Source organism: Protofrankia sp. CiP1_Cm_nod4 (assembly GCF_982290645.1).
In genome coordinates this window covers 1-19,305 of sequence record NZ_CEVIVC010000063.1, presented here as the reverse complement: position 1 = coordinate 19,305, position 19,305 = coordinate 1, and the positions used below count along the sequence as shown (strand labels likewise).

The window sequence follows — 19,305 nt, the reverse complement described above, 5'->3', positions numbered from 1 at the left end:
AGCCGTACACCGCGGCGATGTCCGCGGCGAAGTCGGCCTCGATGACGTTACGGCGCAGCTTCATCGAGGGCGTCAGCTGCCCGGCGGCCACGGTGAAATCGGTCACGAGCACCCGGAACGCCCGGATCGACTCGGCGCGCGAGACCAGGCTGTTCGCGTCGTCCACGGCGGTCTGGATCTCCGCGAGCAGCTCGGGGTCATGGCTGAAGGACCCGTCGCCGGCGGCGAGCCCCCGGCTGGCCTGCCAGCCGGCGAGCGCGGCGGGGTCGATCGTCACCAGCGCGCTGACGAAGGGCCGCCCGTCACCCACCACGATGCAGTTGCTCACCAGCGGATGCAGCCGGACCCGGTCCTCCAGCGGGGCGGGTGCGACGTTCTTGCCACCGCTGGTGACCAGGATCTCCTTGCGGCGGCCCGTGATGTGGAGGAAGCCGTCGTCGTCCAGCCGGGCGAGGTCGCCGGTGTGCAGCCACGGGCCCTCACCGCCCTGTGTCGCGTCCCGGTCGGTGGGCTGCGGACTTCCCTGCCAGTACCCCGGCGAGACGTTGAGGCCGCGGATGAGCAGCTCGCCGTCGTCCGCGATCGCCACCGTGGTGCCCGGGATCGGGCGCCCGGTGCTGCCCAGCCGGTTGGTGGCCGGGACGTTCACCGTCACCGCCGTCGCGGCCTCGGTCAGCCCGTAGCAGTTGAGGATCCGTACCCCGATGCCGCCGTAGAAGGCCGCGGTCGAGTCGTCGAGCGACGCGCCGCCGCAGATCACGTCCTGGAAGCGGCCGCCGAAGGAGGCCCGTACCCGGCTGTAGACCTGCTCGTCGAACGCGGCGTGCGCGGCGCGCAGGCCGTCGTCGACCGGCAGCCCGCGCGCGCTGGCGAGCCCGAACTCGATCGCGGCCCGCTCCGCCTCGGCGTCGACCACCCCGGCCCCGCCGGCCGCGGGCACCCGCACCCGCTTGCGGATCTTCTCCAGCGCGTACGGCACAAGCGCGAGGAAGCTCGGCCGGAACACCGGGAACTGCCCGATCAGCTCCGGGATGCCCGCCACCAGCCCGGTCCGGGTGCCCCCGTACAGGCAGGCGATGAGGATGGTCCGGCCGAAGACGTGCGACAGCGGCAGGCCCAGCAGGGTCGCGGCCTGCTCCCCGGCGGCGGTGCGGAAGAGGTCACCGGTGTGTTCGACGGTGTTGGCGGAGGACGCGTACAGGTTGCGGTGGGTGAGCATGCACCCCTTGGGCATGCCGGTGGTACCGCTGGTGTAGACGATCGTCGCGAGGTCGTCGGCGCGTACCTTGGCGCGGCGCTCGTCGAACTCGGCGTCTTCGGGCCCGTCCTGGTCCGCGTCGCGCCAGGCCCAGACCGCCGCCAGCGGCCAGGAGCCGACGCGCAGGGCCGCCCCGCCGATCCGGTCGAGCTGGGCCCGCTGTTCCTCGGTCTCGGTGAAGCACCAGTTCGCCGCGGAGTCGACGAGCAGGTGGCGCACCTGCTGCTCGGACGCCGTCGGGTAGATCGGGACCGTGACCGCGCCGATGCTGAGCACCGCGAAGTCCACCACGGCCCACTCGTAGCTGGTCCGTCCCAGCACGGCCACCCGGTCGCCGTGCGCGACCCCGTGCGCCAGCAGCACCTTGGCGACGGCCCGGACGTGGCCGGCGAACTGCCGGTAGCTGACGTCCCGCCAGCCGGCGGCGTCCTGCCAGCTCAGCACCGGGCGGTCCGGGGCCAGCCGGACACCCTCGTCCAGGATGAGGGACAGCCCCCGATCCGCGGGAAGAACGACACCGTCCCCGGACCTGTACTGCTGCATGTGAACCACCTACTCGCGGCGACGATTTCCGATGTCGGGAAACAGGAGCTCGGCGGCGGCGTCGGGGCCGGTCGAATATGAATACCAAAAGAATTCCCGACGAACAGCCACCACGAAGGCCACCACGAAGAATTCATCCGTTCGCAACACTCCCGTGGACTGGCCGGTGGGATGACGGATTCGGGCACCCGGGACCGGGCGCCGGTGGGCGTCTCATAGTGTGTGAACCTGTCGGGATGGTGTCAACGTGGGTTCGGCGGGCCCAATCGCCCGATCGGCGGGGACGATCGAGAATAACGACGACCGGCAACGGCCGACGACGGCGGATTCTCCCGGCCGACCGCTTCGCCAGCACTCGCCAGGACACCCTGCCAGGACGCCGCTGTGACGTTTACCACCCGACGGTCTCGAGTCGTCCGCGCGTATCCGGATATTACACTGGCGGCACGGATTCACATACGTACGGTCACCCACGAAGAATGCCGGGCCGTACGACGGCCTCCGGATCCCACCGCGGATTCCGCATGCCACACATCATGAGATGACCACCGGCAGAGGGATGTTTCCATGAGACCGGACGAAACGCCCACTTCGACGTCGCGCCGCGCCAGTCCCGCGATCCGGCTCGCGCTCGTCTGCGTGGCGACCTTCCTGGTCTACCTGGACGCCAGCATCACCCCGGTCGCCGTGCCGGCGATCCGCGCCGATCTCCATGCCGACGTCACCGCCGCCCAGTGGCTCCTGGACGCCTACACCCTGGGCTTTGCCTGCCTGCTGCTGACCGCGGGATCACTCGGCGACCGTTTCGGCCGCAAGGCCGCCCTGCTGACCGGCGCCGGCGGTTTCACGGCCTGCTCGGTGGCCTGCGCGCTCGCCCCGGGCGCGGGAGTGCTGATCGCCGCGCGCGGCGGCCAGGGCGTGTTCGCGGCGGCGGTCGTACCGCTGTCACTCGCGGTCACCACCGAGCTGTTCGCAGATCCGAGGCGACGGACCCGTGCCATCGGCGTGTGGGGTGGCGTCGCCGGTACGGCGGTGGCACTCGGACCGATCATCGGCGGGCTGCTCGTCCAGACGGCCGGCTGGGAGAGCATGTTCTGGATCAACCTGCCGATCGGCGCGGTGGCGCTCGCCGGCCTGTCCTGGGCCCTGCCCCCGTCCCCTCCCCGCCGGCCGTCCCGAAACGGCCGGGCCGCCGGCGAGGGCCGCGACGGCATGCCCGACGCGCCCGACGCGCCCGACGCGCCACCGGCCGATGGCCTCCGGGGGAGCCGGGAAGCCGCCGGCCGGCCGGACGTCGTGGGGCAGGCGCTGTTCGTGCTCGGTAGCGGGCCGCTGACGTTCGCGATGATCGAAAGCGGCCGTTTCGGCTGGTCCTCGCCGGTCATCCTCGGGCTCCTGCTCGGCAGCGCCGTCGTCCTGGCGCTCTTCGTGCGCTGGGAGATCCGCTGCCCGCACCCGATGCTCCCGCCGCGCCTGCTGCGCGTTCCCGCGGTCGCTGTGGCCTGCGTCGTGAACTTCCTCGGCCTGTTCGGCATGTACGCGGTGCTGTTCCTGCTGACCGTGTACCTCCAGGAGACCCGGCACCTGTCACCGGTGGGAACCGGGGTGCGTTTCCTCGCGCTCACCGGGTTTCTCGGCGTGGCCTCGATGGGCGCGGCCGCCGTGGTGGCCCGGCTCGGGACCCGCACGACCATGCTCCTGGGCCTGCTCCTCGTGGCGGCCGGGCTCGGCGGGCTCACCCTCGTCGAGGACGCCGGCGGCTATTTCACCTACGGATGGGCCCTGGTGCTGCTCGGTGCCGGCATACCGCTGTCCAGCGGTGTGGTCGCGATCCAGGCGATGATGAGCGCGGTACCAGCCGATCTCGCCGGTACCGCGTCCGGCGCGATGAACACGTTCCGGCAGTTCGGGGCCGTCTTCGGAGTGGCACTCGCGGGCGTCCTCTCCCCGCAGCGGGGCGAGGCCGTCACCTCGATGAACGTCACCTTCATCGTCGCCGCGACCGGCGCCCTGGCCGGTGCCGTCGTGACGGCGGTCGTGCTACGCGCGCGGAACGACCACGCCGGCCGGCCCGTACCCACGGTGGAGCCGCAGCAGCCAAGCGTCGCGTGACCTCGACCGACCCGCCGTCACCGGCCTGCCGTCGGGGATTTCCGTTCCAGCTGTAAGCCACACCTCCTCGGCTCGTACGCCTACCAGGCGCACACTCAGGACATGACGATGATCAAAAGTTCCCGCATCGCTGTACGCCTGCCTGAAGAGCAGGATGCGCTGATCCGCGTGGCAGCCGAGGTCGAAGGCTCGACCGTCACCGAGTTCACCGTGAACGCGGCCGTAGCCAGGGCCAAGGACGTCCTGGCAGAGCAGCGCCTGTTCACGCTGGGGAGCGAGGCATGGACGGAGTTCCTCACCATTCTGGATCGTCCGGTTACTCGTAAACCGCGCCTGGAACGCCTGCTCACCGAGGAGCCGATCTTTGAATGAGTGGCTGCTCCGCTCCCAGGCCGATCGCCGCGGCTGATGACCTGTCGACCTTTGACAGCGGCGAGTCCGCACTGGACGACTGGTCGCGCCGACGGGCGTTAGGTAACCGGACAGCGGGAGCCTCCCGCTGTTTTGTCACGTGCCGTGACGCACGTGTCGTCGGCTACTACGCCCTGGCTACCGGGGCCGTACAGCGGCTGGATACCAGCCGACGCATCGGCCAGGGCATGCCCGATCCCGTCCCGGTCATTCTGCTGGGGCGTCTCGCCGTCGGCGTCAAGGAACAGGGCCGGGGTCTGGGCGCCCATCTGTTACGCGACGCGATCACCCGTACCATCGCGGCAGCGGAGATCGTCGGCGTGCGAGCCCTGCTCGTACACGCGCTGCACGACCAGGCTCGGGAGTCCTACCTGCATTTTGGGTTCGAACCGTCTCCCACCCACCCGCTCCATCTGTTCCTTCTGATGAAGGATGCCCGGGCTCTGACCAGAGGCGACACATCCGGGTAGTGCCGGCCGGATCGGTGGCCGGCACTACCCGGCACAGCCAGGAATGTCCGTCGACCGAACAGCCGTCCACGCCGCTTTCCGGACAGTTCCGTTCTCGGAAATGAAAAGCCGGGAAAATGGAAAAACCGTTCATCCACCGTGGGGTAACAGAACGTTCACCGGCGGTCCACCGTTCCGCGGTCCTGTTCCAGTGGATGTCGGCGTATCGTCCGGTGACGAGCGTCCCGGGTGCGGGACGAGCCGAGGCCGCATGCGGATGACATGCAGAATATCGCGGCCGGCAACGCGGCAGCTGGAGCCGCCGGGAGACAAGAGCGTGGCGAGAGACAAAGGAGGCGAGTCCGTGCAGGTGAACGGAACGCGGGAGGAGTCCGCCGCACAGAGCCGCATCCGGGAACTACAGCAGTTGTTGGAATACGGCCTGCAGGCCGGGATCGGGGTCGGCCACTCGCTGGGTATCACCGTCGAGTCGGTGGACGAGGGCCGGACGGTCTACACGCTGGCGCCCTCACCGGCCACGGCCAACGCGATGTACACCGTGCATGGCGGAGTTCTGGCGACCCTCATGGACACCGCCATGGGGAGCGCGGTCTTCACCAGTCTCCCCGACGGGGTTCTTTACACCACGCTCGAGCTGAAGGTCAATTTCATCCGGTCGGTGAAACTGGACGCGGACCGGCTCACCTGTGAGGGCCTGGCCATCCACGTCGGCAGACGGACCGCGCTCGCGGAAGCGCGTGTCACCGACCCTACCGGCAAGCTGATTGCCCACGGGACGAGCACCTGCCTGCTACAGCCCGTGGACACGACCCGGAGCGCGTAGCCGGCCGTCCTGCCCGTACCCGGCACGGCCGGCCCCGTGGCCACGGCCACTCCGCCACAGCCGTGGCCACGGAAGGGCCGTCTGAGACAGCGGGGCGGTGCCGGATATCGCGTGGGTGGTCTCCGGTCCGTGTGGAATACCCACCGTCACAGCTGCATCAGGTGCTCCAGGGTCTGTTCCGGCGAGCTGTGCAGGATCGTCCGCCAGCCACGGGCCCGCGCGGCGACGCAGTTGACCGGCGTGTCGTCGATGAGCAGGCACTGTCGGGGCGTCGCGCCGAAGGCGTCCTCGGCCAGCTGGTAGATCTCCGGGTCGGGCTTGCGGATCCCGGTCTCGTGGGAGTTGATGGTCACCTCGAACACGCCCGCGTCGGGCATCAGCGCCGCGCGATGCGGCTCCCACTCGGCCACGCTGTTCGTCAGCAGCCCCACCCGCAGCCCCCGGCGCCGGCAGTCGGCCAGACAGCCGAGCAGTGCGCTGTTCATCCGCCGTCCCTCGTACCAGTGGTCGCCGAAGCGGGTCAGGTCGACTCGTGGCGTCCACCGCGGGGCGAGCGCCGCGGTGACCCGCAGTCCCCAGTCGTGCTGCGTCATCAGCCCGCGTTCCAGCGGCTCGAGCATCCGCATGCCGCGCTCGCCGGCGACCGTCTCGATGGCCGACCGCAGGGCCGCGGCCGGCACCCCCGCCGCGGCCACGAACCGGTCGAACGCCTCCGGGATGGGGGAGGTCAGCACGCCGCCGAAGTCACACCACACCACCGAGACCTCCGCCGACGACGGGCGCCGGCCGATGTCCCGGGTGCCGTCAGCCACATCCGCCCCCCGGGACATCGGCCGGTGGGACGGCGGCCGGTGGGACGGCGGCCGGTGGGACGGGCCGGCCCGGGCAGGATCGGCCGCGGGCGGCCCCGGGAGCCGCGTGGGCGATTCCGGGGGTCATCCGGGAAAGCCCCCGGGAATCCACGTGTCGAACTGGGCGGCTGGCGCGGCAATGTGCACCGGGCCGGTGAAGACCTGGCGGGCGTCGGCCTGCCGGGCCGCCAGCCACCGCGGGTCGGCGGAGATGAAATGGGTCAGGACGAGCTGCCCGGCGTCCGCCTCGGCCGCGGCGGTACCGGCGTCGGTGGCGCACAGATGACCGTGCGGCCCGTTGTCGGCGATCTCCAGGGTGGCTTCGGCCAGCAGCAGGTCCACGTCGCGGGCCAGGGGGATCAGCGCGTCTGTCCAGCCGGTGTCGCCGGTGTAGGCGAGGCTGCCCGCCGGGCTGTCCAGCCGGACACCGCAGTTGGGGATGGCGTGACGCAGCGCGTGCATACTGATCGTGCAGTCACCCACCGTGAAACTCTCGCCCGGGACGTACTCCCGTACGTCGAAGGCGAGGTCGAACGCCCTGTCCAGCAACGGGATGGTCGCCACCGGAAAGAGCTCCGCGAGCTTCCGCAGGGTCGCGCGCCCGCCGGCCGGGACATAGAGCGGAATCGGCGTGAGCCGGGTGGTGCCGGCCGCCTCCAAGATCTCCGGCAGGGTGGGGAAGGACGCGCCATACCGCGCGTGCCGGCTCAGGAGAGTTTTTCCGACCGGCAGCAGATCATAGCAGTGATCCAGGTGGAAATGACTGATCACCACCGCGTCCAGCATTTTTGGATGCCCTATCATGCTGAGCGCCAGCGCCACACCGGGACCGCAGTCGAGCAGGATCCTGGTGCTGTCGGTGCTCACGAGATAACCCGAACTGCCCTGGCCACCGGAAGGCATTCCCGAACGGCAGCCGAGGACGGTGAGATGCATCTGCGAAATGTCCGATCTTCTGAAATACCGGAATCCGGGGACTCCGGAGCACTGGTGTGATGTGGTATGCCGAGGCGCCCCGACGGCGTAACGTGTGGATCTTTGTGATGCCGCCGGAGAATTTTGGGTCCTGGGAACCGGGGGTGCACGGTTCCCCCGGTTCCAGCGATGTTGCTAGCAGCTTGTGGCCCTGGCAACGAGCAACTTCCAGCCATACGATTACGAACGCTTATCACCGCTGTTCACTGCCCTCGCCGCCGCTCACCAGGCTGGCCGTGCCGCCGGGATGCCATGCCCGGCCGGCATGACTCCCAGCCGGCATGACTCCCGGCCGGGACGTGCCGGGACGGCCCGGCAGGTCCACCGGCGCTGTCTGTCGGCGGTCGTCCGGGAGCCGGCGCGGCCCGGTACGGCCCGGTACGGCCCGGTACGGCCCAGCGTGGCCCGGCCTTCGTACCGGGTCGGGCCGGCAGCGGCCGGCGACGCCCGGTCAGCGCTCGACGTATTACGCGGAAAAGTGCCCACCGGCCGCTTTCTCCAGTTTTCGCCCAGCCCGTCACGGCCTGGTGGTGAACGAAACGCGAAGCGACGACAAATGATGCGGGAATCCTGCCTGCGACCCACCGGATCCGGCCTCGCTCAATAGCTGTCCAATAGCTTTCCCGAATGGATCTATACGATCGGGAAACAACCGTTGACGGTCCTCGGTGCGCCGCCGGACAATTTTTCCGGTGGCGGCGTTCACGGCGCACCGGGCGCGATTCGCCCATTGGCCGGCCGGTACGGACGCCCCGACCGGTGGTCCCCGGAGACGGCGACACGAAGAAACTACGGCTCGAAGAAACGGCGACACGAAGAAACGGCGGCGCAAAGAAGAGGACGGCGTGAGGAAGGCGACGGCCGGCTCTTCGTGGACAGGGGGAGGCCGCATGGTCACCGGCACGTTGCACGATGCGCTTGACCGGGCTGCAGCCCACGGCCGGGACACCCGGGTCGACTTCCCGTCCGAGCCGGCTTCCATCACCCTCGGTGATCTCGCTGATTCCACCCGGGTGATGGCGCGCTCGCTGGCCGCGGCAGGCGTGGGACCGGGCAGCCTGGTCGGGATCTTCAGCCAGAACGCACCCGAGTTCCTCCAGGCGCTGTTCGCCATCACCAGGACCGGCGCGGCGGCCTGCCCGTTGCCGCTGCCCACGGCGGCCTGGGATCTGGCGGGGCACGCGCACCGGCTGGCGCGGATCGTGTCGGTCGCAGGCATCCGCGACGTGGTTGTCTCCTCCCGCTTCCGGGGGCTGGCCAGCCGTTTCAACGGTGCCGTGGGTGACGTGGCCTTCGTCCGCGCCGCCGATCTGCTGGCGGCCGCGCCTCCGCCCGGGCGACTGCCCCTGGTCGACGCGGCCCAGACGGCCATCGTCCAGTTCACCTCGGGAAGCACCGCCGCCCCCAAGGGGGTCCGGCTCACCCACGCCAACACGCTCGCGGGCATCGAGGCGATCAGCGAGGGGATCGACCTCGGCCGGGACGGCGACGGAGGCGGCAGCTGGCTGCCTCTCTTCCACGACATGGGACTGTTCGCGACCCTGTCCGCGATCATGCGTAACGTCCCCATGACAGTGTGGTCACCCGCCTCCTTCGTCAAGGACCCGGCACGATGGCTGCGCCAGTTCCTGGCGTCCGGGGCGACGATCTCCCCCGCTCCCAACTTCGGCTACGACCAGCTGGTCGCCGCCGTGCCCCCGGGGGAGGTGGCGGAGCTGGACATGCGTCACTGGCGGGTCGCCTTCAATGGTGCCGAGCCCATCGCGCTGGCTTCGGTCGAGCGGTTCCTGGAACACTTCGCGCCGGCCGGTTTCGCCCCTGAGGCGATGTTCCCGGTGTACGGGATGGCCGAGGCGACGCTGGCGGTCACCTTTCCCCCGCTGGGCCGGCCGCCGGTGTCGGTCTGGGTTGACCGGGACCTGCTGGCCAATGCCGGGCGCGTCCAGCGGGTGCCACCCGAGCATCCACGCGCGCGGGCTGTCATCGCCGTGGGCCGCCCGGTGCGCGGGGTCGACCTGCGAATCTCCAGCCCCGACGCCGGCGAGCTGCCTGCCGACGCCCAACGGGTCGGCGAGATCGAGATCCACGGGGATCCGGTGACGTCCGGCTATCTGCTGGCGGAGGGAACCGACGACGACACCTTCACCGCGGACGGTTGGCTCCGTACCGGAGACCTGGGTTTCCATCTGGGTGACGACGTGTTCGTCACGGGACGAACAAAGGAAATGATCATCATTCATGGGACGAACTTCTACCCCGAGGACGTCGAGGGCATCGCCCGTGACGTCCCCGGGGTGTTCAAGCGCCGCTGCGTGGCTGTCGCCGGCCGCGCCCATGACAGCGACCGTGACGACGGCCGCGGCGGGCACGGCTGGGATGCCGGCCCGCACGGGAGCGACGGCACAGAAGTGATCACTCTGCTCGCGGAGACGAGCCTCGACGACCCGGCCGCACGTGACCGGCTCGCCGGTGATCTGCGTGCCCAGATCACCGGAACGCTTGGCCTGTCCGACCTGGCGGTATGCCTGGTGCCCCCGAGCACGCTCCCCCGCACGTCCAGCGGCAAGTTCCAACGCCTGGCCATCCGTGAACGATCATGGAAGCCTCCGCTCTGACACCGCGGGCCCGCCGCCCAGTTCACCGACGCCCGGTTCACCGGCACAACAGAGTTCGACGTCACAGAGCTTGATGTCACAGGGCCCGATGTCACAGGGCCCGACGTAACAGCCCGGCGTGGTCCTGCCACGAAGATCGCGCACTGTGACCCTCGCCCGGGCCGCCCGGGCCGCCCGGACCGGCCCCGAAGCCCGCAGCAGCCCGCACGCGAAGTCCGCGAAGGAAGCCGATGCACAGTTACGATGTCTTCCGCCAGTACGAACGTCATCAGTGGCAACTCGCCGACCTGCCGTTCGACAAGATCGATCGCGACCTGGTCGACCCCGACTACGTCACACTGGCGAAAAGCGCGGTGATGGGCGAGTCGAACTCGATAGCCGCCCAGCACGGCTTTTTCAACGAGTTCGTCGATGACTACGACTTCTCCGCTTTCGTGGCGATCTGGGGCTTTCAGGAACTTCAGCACCACTACGCGTTCCGGGCCTGGCTGGAAGCACTGGGCGTCCACGTCGAGGCGGCTCCCGTCGAAGCGATGCGGGAACCGTACGCGCCCGGCACGACACCGGCCGCAACCCTCGCGACGAACATCATTTCGGAACTGACGGTGAACCACGTCTACCGGGCCGTCTCGGACTGGGTGGCCGAGCCGGTGCTGCGGACAATCATGCGGGACGCCAGCCGGGACGAGGCAGCCCACGCCCGCGAGTTCATCTACTTCGCCCGCAGGCGCCTGGCCGCGCATCCGCGGGAGCTGCCATCCGTCCTCGAAACGCTCTATGTGTACACCTCCGGCACACGGATCAGGCATCCGGTGAGTGTTTTCAAAAGCGAACTGCCGGAACTGCGCGAGCACGAGACGATAGACACCGGCTTCGAGTTCTTCCTTACCAGGGCCGGCGGGGCCTGCGAGCTCGACCGCCTCCAGGTGAAGATCCGCCGGGCCTTCGGTGCCCTGACCGGCCTGGACCTCGCCAGCAACGCGCGTATCCGGCGCGCGCTGGCCGAAGCACTGGTATGACACCCGCCGGATCCGGCCCGAGCGGGTGGACAGCTTCGGCCGGCAATCCGGTGGCCGTCTTTTTCGTATCGTCAGCAGCCCGATGCCGTGAAACACGACACGTTTTGGAGAGAAATTGTCCGCCACCCACGAGCAGATCGTCGCTGTCGTCACCGACATCGTGACCGGCGAGCTCGGCCTCGCCACCGGCAGTGTGACTCCGTCCACCGACCTCCGCTCGATCGAGGGGGCCGACTCGGTCAAGGTACTCCGGATGATCTCCAGAATCGAGCAGCGTTTCGACGTCGAGCTGGAGGACGAAGACGTCTTCGGTGTCTCCTCCGTCCATGACATCGCGCTGGTCGTGGCGAAGGCCCTCATCCCGGACCCGTCATGACGACGATCACGGACCCGAGGACGGACACCGCCGTCGCCGACACCAATCAGCACTACGACCTCGACCCGGAGGTCTTCGGCCTCTTCCTCGATCCGTCGCGCAAGTACAGCTGCGGGCTGTACAGGTCCGAGACGGACACCCTGGCGGACGCGCAGATCAACAAGCTGCGCTTCGTCGCCGAACGCCTGGGCCTGCGAGGCGGCGAGCGCCTGCTCGACGTGGGCTGCGGCTGGGGATCCCTGTTACTGTTCATGGCACGGGAACACGCCTGCCGGGCAACCGGCATCAGCCCGGCGGCCCGCCAGCACGCCTACATAAGCGGCCGGGCCCGTGAACTCGGTGTGGCCGACCGGGTCAGCACCTGGCAGGGGCATTTCGAGGAGATCGACCTGCCCGCCGGCGGCTTCGACGCGGTGACCATGCTCGGATCCATCGTGCACATGCCCGATCTGGCCGCCGTGTTCGCCAGGGCCCGAGCGCTGCTGCGCCGCGGTGGCGCCCTTTACGTGTCGGAAAGCTGCTTTCGCAACGCGTCCGCGCACGAGACGTTCCACCGTCGCGCCGGTACCCGGTTCGTCGGCGAGACAATCTTCGGCTGGGGTGACATGCGCCCGCTGTCCGACCTGGTCCGTGGCGCCGAGGACGCCGGCTTCTCCATCGTCGGCCTGGACGACCTCACCGCGGACTACCGTCGCACGATCGACGACTGGCTGGCGAACGTCCGCTCCGCCACCGGCGCCATCGAGCGGATCCGGCCAGGTCTCGCCGGCGAGCTCGAGCGCTACCTGGAGATCGCCAACGCCGGATGGGGCTACACCACCAAGCACTACGCCCTGACGTGCCGGAAGGCACGATGACCAGCCCACCGCTCCAGGACCCGGCCCTGTTGCCGTTGCTGCGGCCCGGCGGCCGCGTGCCGGAGCGGCAGGCACGGTGAAAAAACGGCAGGAGGACCGATGACCGTCGTGGACGGCAGCCCGGCAGGGGAAACCCTGGCTGCACCACCGTCGGAACAGGATGCGCGCCGGCTCCTGCCGGCCGCCGACATCGAGCATGCGGTCACCTCGTTCATGGCTGCCTCGCCGTCGACACGCCGCTTCGACGTGGAAAGCGACTTCGACTGGAACAGCGCGGACTGCGGGAGGCTGACCGAGGGGCAACGGTCCGCGGTCCGTTTCATCACCCTGATCGAGGATCACCTTCCCGGCTACTTCGCTCTCTACAACCGGTTCTTCCCCCTCGATGGCGATGTCGGCCCGGCGGACTTCGTCCGTAACCGGGAGCTGTACCACTTCACGGTCCGCTGGGCGCAGGAGGAGGACACCCATGCCCGCGCTCTCTTCCGCTATCAGGTGGCCTCCGGGCTCGCCGAGCCCGAACGGCTGCGCCTCGAGCTCGCCGAGGAGGGCCGGCGGAGGTTCACCCTGCCCTTCGACAGCCCGGTCTCGCTGTTCACCTACACCCTCGTGCAGGAGAAAGCGACGCAGCTCTACTATCAGCAGCTTCGCGCCGTGATCGACGAGCCGGTTCTCGCGGAGATCCTGAACCGGCTCAGCCGGGACGAGGCCCGTCACTTCTCGTTCATGGCGGACATGGTGGAGCGATACCTGATCCGGTACGGCGACACCGTCGTGGAACCGATCCGGGACGTGATAGCGAACTTCCGGATGCCGCTGGCGGACACCATCAAGGGCTACTGGCGATGGGCGCTGCGGATCGCGGACACCGCGCGATACGACCATACCGACTCCTACGAACATCTGATCCGGGTCATCAGGCGCGCTGTCGACGCGCCGTCGGACCGGGTGGAGGCGTTGACCCAGTTCATCTCCGCCTGCCGCACCCCCGGGTAGATTTGTCGGCGTGAGCCTGCCAGCGCGGGCCCGTTTCACACCAGTCGTGCCTGTTGATCACCGACACGACTGGTCCACCGGATTTTTCACGCCACCCACCGGACACTGCGAACCAGCGGCGGAAGGTGGAAACGGACGGCGCCGACGGCGTAGTCGCCCCAGCCGCGTTCCGCCGCATAACCGTCGGCAGCGGCAACGCTTTCAAAAAGAATCACCACCTCTGTGACAGCGGACCGGTCGTTCCCGTCGAAGAGGACCACCGCGTACAGCGACGGCGTCGATTCCGCCGCGGGCCCACGGGGCAGTCGCCGCGCCGGCTGCCGCGGCGGCGGTACGGCTGTCATGTCGGCTCCTTCCGGCCAGGGTGCGGCGTCTGCGGTATCCACCGTGTCCGCAGCGTCCACAGCGCGGATGGGCCTGCCCCGCCGCCGCGAGCACCCGGATCTGGCATCGTCACGGTTTGTCATCGCCAGCCCTTCAGATCGCTGCCTGAGATCACTTCCTGGGACCGTTTCCCGTTCGAGGCGGCTGCCATGACGAGCGATGCCCAGCTCGACAGCACCACTCGACGGTGTCACCGGTGACATCCGCTGGGGCGGGATTCGCCCGTCACCGAACAGTGAACATCAGCGCCGTGGCAGAATGCAGCGCCTGCGTCTGGCGGATCCCAAGCCGATCGTCTGGGCGGAAACCGACACGAGAATGGCATCAAACTGGTAGCCGGGAGACCGGCGCAGTCCTTCCGAACTCCTGCCGCGTGGCGAGCTGGTACAGAAAACTGGTGGGTGCCAGACCAGCCACGCGGAAAGGAACGACAAAATCACACGATGGAAACATCAACAGCACAACAAATTCACAACCAGCTCATCCGGATGCTCCGTCGCGGCGGCCGTCCCACCGAGCTGATCACGTACACCCCGGAATTCGTCGACCTGGTCTGGCCCGCCGAGGCGGGCATGCCCCGGCAGGCCATCCACGACCGGGCGCTGCGCGCCCACCGGATGCTCACCGCCGCCGTCGCCGCCATGGAACAGCCGCACAGCGAAGCAATCGGAATCATGCTGTGCCTGTGGCCGGGCACCCTCGGCCTGACCCTCGACCAGAGACGGGAACGGGCCGCCCGCCTTTTCGGCATCCAGTCCGACACGTTCCGCCGCTCGGCCCACGAGGGGCGCCTCGTGCTCAGCCTCTCCCTGGAGATCTACCAGCGGGTCCGGGACCGCCACGACCGGCGGCGGACCCTGCCCACCGCGGATCACGGCGGTACTCCGTGATCCAGCACACTCCGTGATCCGGCGCACTCCGTGGACCGGCGCACTCCGTGGACCGGCAGCGGCCGAGAAGGCGCCCCGGGCCGTCCCGGTCATCGGCCCGGCTGCTGGAACGGTGGTGACCGGACCATACGCGGTCCGGTGAAGAGCACCGCTACCGACGGATACCGATGAATTCCAGTGGTTCACGGCAACCAGCAGCCATGGAATCTTCGCTGCATACCGCTGTCGCCATATCGCCTGGCCTGCTGCCACGATCCGGGGCACCGTCGGCACGAAAAATCCCGGATCCGGGAATGTCACGGCCGTTCCGCCGGGAGGCGCGCTCGGGCCGCCGGCGGACGGGACCGTCGTTACCATGGGGCAATGACCGTGCCCGTGCAGTCGACCAACAGTCCGCCATCCGTGGGACGCCGGCGGCCCCCGGCCGCCAACGAGGATTCAGGCCTGCCCGAGAACGACGAGAACAGCCGTATCGACCCGGCATTCGTGACCGCGCTGCGAACGTCGATAACCAGGCTTGCGCGCGCGCAGCGGGCCGAACGACAACGAGATCCGCAGGCGCTGCCGGTCAGCCTGATATCGGCCCTGTCCGCACTGCAGCGGCTGGGCCCGCTGACCCCAACGCAGCTCGCGCATCTGGAAGGCGTGCGCAAACCATCGATGACCCGGGCGCTGGCGGCCCTTACCGAACGCGGCCTGGTGATCAGGGAACACGACGAGTACGACGGCCGGCAGTTCATCGTGCGGATCTCCGCCGAAGGCCTCACCGCGGTCGCCCGTTCACGCGACATCGTCGACGGCTGGTATTTCCGGCGGCTGCGACAACTGGATCAGCAGGACCTGGCGGACCTCATGCGCGCCGGTGGAGCGCTCGTGCGACTGGCCAACGAGACGGCCTGACCCGGTCAACCGGTTCAGTGCTGCCAGCCGGACACATACCATGGCCAGGCGCCCTGGGCGCTCCTCAGGACGGCTGGTCATGATTGTCGGCGGACCGCTGGCGGGTGCTGGTCGGCGCCGGCTCCACGGAGCGCTCCGGATGCGGGCGCAGCAGAACGAACGAAAACAGGTAGATTGCCAGATAGCTCAGGACCGCGGCGAACGCAAGCAGGTCCAGCGACTCGGCAAAAGCAAGGACAACGAGCAGCAGAACACCGCTGCCCAGGCCGACGAGAAGAAGCGGCGGCACATCTGCGGTAAACCGGCGGGGGCGTTCCGTCATATCTCACGTTGTTCCCGGAAAAAGGCCGTTCCCGGGCGTCCCGCCCGCCCGGCCGAGGGCCGGGCGGGCGCCGGGGCCGAAGAGCTCGTGAAACCCGTGAGGCCCGCCATCGGCGGCTGCCCCGCCGGCCGCCGCGGGACCGGCGGCCCGGGCCGTCGGCATGTCGCGGACATTCCCGTCCGGCTCGCCCAGGCAGCTGCCGTCGACGTGCTCCAAGAAAATCTGTGCCCCTCTGCCGGATGCGGCGACGGATGCGGCAGCCCGGCCGCGAGCCGCAGCATACCGCGTGCCGACGCCGGCACGGCATATCCGGGCTGTCTGCCCGACCGGTCGGGGTATCGGCCTGGTCCGGTCGTCGTCACATCGCTTTTGTTTACGATTTTACTTCGCCAGAAAATCTGGACGATATCGAACGGCCCCGGCCGCCGGCCGCCGGGAATGATTCCGGACCGGCGGGAACAGCCCCGGACCGTCAGAACATGTCACCGGCCGGCCGCCGGAGGGGCCGACGTCGGTGCCGCGGGCGACGGCACCGGGCGGGGCGCCATGGTGGTGCTGGCCGGCTCGGGCGCGGTGGTCGCCGGGCCCGGCGTCGGCTGCCGCCTCGCGGGAACGGGCGTCGGGGACTCCGAGGCGGGCCCCGGCGCCTCTGGGCCACCGGTCGAACGGCTGCCAACGGCAGCGGCAATGCCCTGGTCCGCGGGCTGGCCATCGGGCGGTGCGCCCGAGCCCGGCGTACTGGCGGCCGACGGGGCCGGGACGGCCGGGGCGGCCGGCGCGCTGTTCGGGGACGCACCGGCGACCGGGACGACGCCTCCGCCGGCAGGGGCTGCCGGCACCCGCGCCGTCGTGCTTGGCGGTGATTCAGGGGCGGCATCGAGGGCGATGTCATTCGAATTGCCGTTCTGAACGCTTTCCGTGGTCAGATAGCTGGCTGTCCCGCCGAGAACAGCCCCGACGACGAGCATCAGCAGAAAGACCGTCGCAAGCTGCCGCCCGGATCCGCCAGCCGTGAGGGTGGACCGGGTCGTCATGATCCCTCCTCGTATGACCGGAAGGCCGGGCCTCCCGAATCCCTGGGCGCGGAGGAACGTGATCCGTTCGCCGCCGGCCTTTTCGGTGCTTCGGCCACCAACCATACCGGGCGGCCACAAACACCCGTGACCGGTGTCCGGTAGAACACACCGGACCACCTTGTGGGGCATCGGATCCGGAGCCGGTACGAATCCCGTCCGCCGAACGGCCAACGGCCGGGCCACGGCCGTGACACGATCACGGCCGAACAGGCCGGAAGCCCGCCAGCGGAATCTTCGGGACAGCATCGGAGACAAATCGCACAACTGATATGAATAGTTTGCCCATATCTGGACGGGTAGCAGCACCCGGTACCGAAAAACGGCCGCTGCCCACCGGCGTGGGCGATGGCGACGAATCGACGGTGAGGTCCGCACCGACGTCACGCCGATGTTTTGCCCTACCATCGGCGCGAGCACTCAGCAGAAACCAATGGTCGGGGAAAATCCTGGTGAACGAAGTCGCGATCGTCGAGCTTGCCTCCTGTTTTCCGGAAGCGGCCGGCAGAGATCTTTTCCGCTGCCCGCCGCGAAAGCCGGGAGAGCGGTCCGACGACACCGTGCGGAGCCGTTCCCCGCTCGGGAGCCGGCACCACCGGAACAGCCGGAAGCACCCGCGTGACGCCGGTACCGGCCGGATTCCCCACCCCGGCGACATCGTGCCGGGCAGGACGCCGGGCAGTGCGCCGGGCAGGACGCCGAACAGTGCGCCGGGCGGCCTGGCGGGCGGCACGGCCGCGGCCGGCCGGGACGAGGACACGCTCCGCCCTGGCCGGAAGGACGGTTCGCCGCGATGAAGACATCGCCACCGCCGGAGTCCCGGCTCCACCGGCCTCACGCCACCGGACGGCACCGGCCCCGTGTCCCCATGCCCCGCGGCGTGGGGCACGGCCCCGCCGTCCACCCGCGGGTACGCCCACGGATACGCAGCCGGCTGCTGCGCGTCATCGTGACCCGTCCCCGCATGGTCCTGCTCGTCACGACGGCGCTCACGGTCCTCGCCGCCATCGTCGGCGTCGGGGCGGTCAGCCAGCTCAAGACCGGCGGCTTCGACGATCCGGGCTCGGACTCGGTCCGCGGCACGCAGGTCCTCCTGGACAGGTTCGGCTCGGCCGACCCGAACCTGGTCGTCCTGATCGGCTCCAGCGCCGGTGTCGAGACGCCGGCGGTCCGGGCGAAGGGACAGGACGTCACCGCCATGCTGCGGCGCGAGCCGGGCCTGCTGGTGGTCGCCTCCTACTGGGAGACGCCCGTGGCCGAACTGCGCGGCCGCTCCGGTGACGCCGGCCTGATCGTCGCCCACGTCGACGGTGACCAGGACGAAAGCGCCGAGCACACCGGACGGCTGCACGACCTGCTCACCCGGGCGGATGGCCACGCCGCCGGCGTCACCGTCTCCCTCGGCGGGCTCACCCAGATCAACAACGACATCAACACACAGGTCACCAAGGATCTGGCCAGAGCCGAGTCCATCGCCGTCCCGGTCACCCTCGCCCTGCTGCTGGTGGTTTTCGGCACCGTGGTCGCGGCGGGCATCCCACTGGTCATCGGCATTCTGTCGATCATCGGGACGCTCGGCGCGCTCGCGGTCCTGGCCACCCTCACCGAGGTCTCGGTGTTCGCGGTCAACCTCACCACCGCGCTCGGGCTCGGGCTCGCCATCGACTACTGTCTGCTGTTCATCTCCCGCTACCGCGAGGAACGCAGACGCAGCTACGGCACCGTCGCCGCCCTGGACGCGACCATGCGCACCGCCGGCCGGACGATCGTGTTCAGCGCCGCCACCGTCGCCGCGGCCCTGTGCTGCCTGCTGGTCTTCCCGCAGTACTTCCTGCGGTCGTTCGCCTTCGCCGGCGTCGCGGTCGTGGCGATCACCCTGGTCGGGGCGCTGATCGTCCTACCGGCTCTGCTGTTCCTGCTGCGGGGCCGGATCGAACGCTGGCCGCTGCCCCGGCGGCGCCGCCCGAGGCGGGCGAGGCGGGCGAGGGGCCTGAGCGCGGTCGGCCGGGTCGCCGCCGTGGCCTGGCGGTACCCCGCCCGCACCGCCATCCCCACCCTCGCCGTCCTGCTCCTGCTCGGCGCGCCCTTCCTGCACGTCGCCTTCGGCGTCCCCGATGACCGCGTGCTGCCCACCAGCGCCGAAAGCCGCCAGACCGCGGACCGGCTGCGTACCGACTTCGCCGCTCCCGCCACCGGCGCTCTCGCCGTCGTCTCCACCAGCTGGAGCACCGGCGCCGCCGCCGTCACCGACGCCGCCGGCTACGCCGGCCGGCTGTCCGCCATCCCGGGTGTCGACCGCGTCGACAGCGTCGCCGGCTCCTACACCGCCGGCACCCTGAGCACCCCGGCCACCCCGGCCACCGCCGCCCGCTTCACGGACGGCACCGCCACCTGGTTCTCCGTCCTCAGCCGCACCGAGCCCTACTCCCC

Annotated in this window: 17 protein-coding genes; 12 read left to right on the top strand and 5 right to left on the bottom strand. The window is 69.6% G+C overall.

The genetic code is table 11. The features are described from left to right. The coding region (locus AC5LSR_RS13650) for an AMP-dependent synthetase/ligase (RefSeq protein WP_250280737.1) at positions 1-1,801 on the bottom strand (1,801 nt) is incomplete at its 3' end. 567 nt (positions 1,802-2,368) lie between these two features. Between AC5LSR_RS13650 and AC5LSR_RS13645 the strand changes: the two genes are divergently transcribed. The 4 genes from AC5LSR_RS13645 to AC5LSR_RS13630 all read left to right on the top strand — a co-directional run bounded on the left by AC5LSR_RS13645 (position 2,369) and on the right by AC5LSR_RS13630 (position 5,617). Continuing rightward, positions 2,369-3,913 carry an MFS transporter gene (locus tag AC5LSR_RS13645; RefSeq protein WP_250280738.1) on the top strand — a complete coding sequence of 515 codons (1,545 nt, stop codon included), beginning with the start codon at positions 2,369-2,371 and terminating at the stop codon, positions 3,911-3,913. Positions 3,914-4,015: 102 nt separating this feature from the next. Next, complete coding sequence (locus AC5LSR_RS13640) at positions 4,016-4,285, top strand: type II toxin-antitoxin system TacA family antitoxin (protein ID WP_250291734.1); 270 nt, start codon at positions 4,016-4,018, stop codon at positions 4,283-4,285. Next, positions 4,282-4,794: a GNAT family N-acetyltransferase gene (locus tag AC5LSR_RS13635; RefSeq protein ID WP_250280742.1), complete on the top strand. Its 513-nt coding sequence runs from the start codon at positions 4,282-4,284 to the stop codon at positions 4,792-4,794. Before AC5LSR_RS13640 ends, AC5LSR_RS13635 begins: the two co-directional genes overlap by 4 nt. Positions 4,795-5,110: 316 nt before the next feature. Further along, entirely contained in the window at positions 5,111-5,617 is a 507-nt protein-coding gene (locus AC5LSR_RS13630; protein WP_493468525.1) for a PaaI family thioesterase, read from the top strand. Between the two features lie 146 nt (positions 5,618-5,763). Here the strand turns inward: AC5LSR_RS13630 and AC5LSR_RS13625 are convergent, their stop codons facing one another. Together AC5LSR_RS13625 and AC5LSR_RS13620 are read right to left on the bottom strand one after the other, a co-directional pair. Further along, the gene (locus AC5LSR_RS13625) at positions 5,764-6,429 is read right to left on the bottom strand and encodes an HAD family hydrolase (protein ID WP_250280746.1); all 666 of its coding nucleotides are present in this window, start codon (positions 6,427-6,429) and stop codon (positions 5,764-5,766) included. A gap of 123 nt (positions 6,430-6,552) precedes the next feature. Continuing rightward, on the bottom strand, positions 6,553-7,404 hold the full coding sequence (locus AC5LSR_RS13620; RefSeq protein ID WP_250280748.1) for an MBL fold metallo-hydrolase: 852 nt from the start codon (positions 7,402-7,404) through the stop codon (positions 6,553-6,555). Positions 7,405-8,333: 929 nt separating this feature from the next. Between AC5LSR_RS13620 and AC5LSR_RS13615 the strand changes: the two genes are divergently transcribed. From AC5LSR_RS13615 to AC5LSR_RS13595, 5 genes are all read left to right on the top strand, one after another. After that, positions 8,334-10,058 (top strand): AMP-binding protein, encoded by a 1,725-nt coding sequence (locus AC5LSR_RS13615; protein WP_250280750.1) that lies wholly within the window; start codon positions 8,334-8,336, stop codon positions 10,056-10,058. Between the two features lie 230 nt (positions 10,059-10,288). After that, positions 10,289-11,077: a ferritin-like domain-containing protein gene (locus AC5LSR_RS13610; protein WP_250280752.1), complete on the top strand. Its 789-nt coding sequence runs from the start codon at positions 10,289-10,291 to the stop codon at positions 11,075-11,077. Between the two features lie 115 nt (positions 11,078-11,192). After that, the gene (locus AC5LSR_RS13605; RefSeq protein WP_250280754.1) at positions 11,193-11,453 is read left to right on the top strand and encodes an acyl carrier protein; all 261 of its coding nucleotides are present in this window, start codon (positions 11,193-11,195) and stop codon (positions 11,451-11,453) included. Further along, the gene (locus AC5LSR_RS13600) at positions 11,450-12,310 is read left to right on the top strand and encodes an SAM-dependent methyltransferase (RefSeq protein WP_250280757.1); all 861 of its coding nucleotides are present in this window, start codon (positions 11,450-11,452) and stop codon (positions 12,308-12,310) included. Before AC5LSR_RS13605 ends, AC5LSR_RS13600 begins: the two co-directional genes overlap by 4 nt. Positions 12,311-12,409: 99 nt before the next feature. Then, a complete protein-coding gene (locus AC5LSR_RS13595; protein ID WP_250280759.1) occupies positions 12,410-13,306 on the top strand; it encodes an acyl-ACP desaturase in 897 nt (298 codons plus the stop codon). A gap of 86 nt (positions 13,307-13,392) precedes the next feature. On the opposite strand, the gene AC5LSR_RS13590 is transcribed toward AC5LSR_RS13595, so the two are convergent. After that, complete coding sequence (locus AC5LSR_RS13590; protein WP_250280761.1) at positions 13,393-13,650, bottom strand: hypothetical protein; 258 nt, start codon at positions 13,648-13,650, stop codon at positions 13,393-13,395. Positions 13,651-14,133: 483 nt separating this feature from the next. On the opposite strand from AC5LSR_RS13590, the gene AC5LSR_RS13585 reads away from it, so the two are divergent. Both AC5LSR_RS13585 and AC5LSR_RS13580 read left to right on the top strand, forming a co-directional pair. Then, positions 14,134-14,580, top strand: coding sequence for a hypothetical protein (locus tag AC5LSR_RS13585; protein WP_250280763.1), 447 nt, complete (start codon positions 14,134-14,136; stop codon positions 14,578-14,580). A gap of 363 nt (positions 14,581-14,943) precedes the next feature. Further along, positions 14,944-15,480, top strand: a complete 537-nt coding sequence (locus AC5LSR_RS13580) for a MarR family winged helix-turn-helix transcriptional regulator (RefSeq protein ID WP_250291735.1) — start codon at positions 14,944-14,946, stop codon at positions 15,478-15,480. 64 nt (positions 15,481-15,544) lie between these two features. Here the strand turns inward: AC5LSR_RS13580 and AC5LSR_RS13575 are convergent, their stop codons facing one another. Next, positions 15,545-15,802 carry a hypothetical protein gene (locus AC5LSR_RS13575; RefSeq protein WP_493465063.1) on the bottom strand — a complete coding sequence of 86 codons (258 nt, stop codon included), beginning with the start codon at positions 15,800-15,802 and terminating at the stop codon, positions 15,545-15,547. A 1,866-nt stretch (positions 15,803-17,668) separates the two neighbouring features. Here AC5LSR_RS13575 and AC5LSR_RS13570 point away from each other — a divergent pair. Next, positions 17,669-19,305, top strand: a 1,637-nt coding sequence (locus tag AC5LSR_RS13570; RefSeq protein WP_493468524.1) for an MMPL family transporter, incomplete at its 3' end; no start/stop codon positions are given.

Excerpts from the sequence above, each read along its gene's own strand:
- AC5LSR_RS13580 (WP_250291735.1), top strand. The coding sequence starts at position 14,944 with ATGACCGTGCCCGTGCAGTCGACCAACAGTCCGCCATCCGTGGGACGC.
- AC5LSR_RS13635 (WP_250280742.1), top strand. The coding sequence starts at position 4,282 with ATGAGTGGCTGCTCCGCTCCCAGGCCGATCGCCGCGGCTGATGACCTG.
- AC5LSR_RS13615 (WP_250280750.1), top strand. The coding sequence starts at position 8,334 with ATGGTCACCGGCACGTTGCACGATGCGCTTGACCGGGCTGCAGCCCAC.
- AC5LSR_RS13610 (WP_250280752.1), top strand. The coding sequence starts at position 10,289 with ATGCACAGTTACGATGTCTTCCGCCAGTACGAACGTCATCAGTGGCAA.
- AC5LSR_RS13590 (WP_250280761.1), bottom strand. The coding sequence starts at position 13,650 with ATGACAGCCGTACCGCCGCCGCGGCAGCCGGCGCGGCGACTGCCCCGT.
- AC5LSR_RS13600 (WP_250280757.1), top strand. The coding sequence starts at position 11,450 with ATGACGACGATCACGGACCCGAGGACGGACACCGCCGTCGCCGACACC.
- AC5LSR_RS13645 (WP_250280738.1), top strand. The coding sequence starts at position 2,369 with ATGAGACCGGACGAAACGCCCACTTCGACGTCGCGCCGCGCCAGTCCC.
- AC5LSR_RS13585 (WP_250280763.1), top strand. The coding sequence starts at position 14,134 with ATGGAAACATCAACAGCACAACAAATTCACAACCAGCTCATCCGGATG.
- AC5LSR_RS13575 (WP_493465063.1), bottom strand. The coding sequence starts at position 15,802 with ATGACGGAACGCCCCCGCCGGTTTACCGCAGATGTGCCGCCGCTTCTT.
- AC5LSR_RS13640 (WP_250291734.1), top strand. The coding sequence starts at position 4,016 with ATGACGATGATCAAAAGTTCCCGCATCGCTGTACGCCTGCCTGAAGAG.
- AC5LSR_RS13595 (WP_250280759.1), top strand. The coding sequence starts at position 12,410 with ATGACCGTCGTGGACGGCAGCCCGGCAGGGGAAACCCTGGCTGCACCA.
- AC5LSR_RS13620 (WP_250280748.1), bottom strand. The coding sequence starts at position 7,404 with ATGCATCTCACCGTCCTCGGCTGCCGTTCGGGAATGCCTTCCGGTGGC.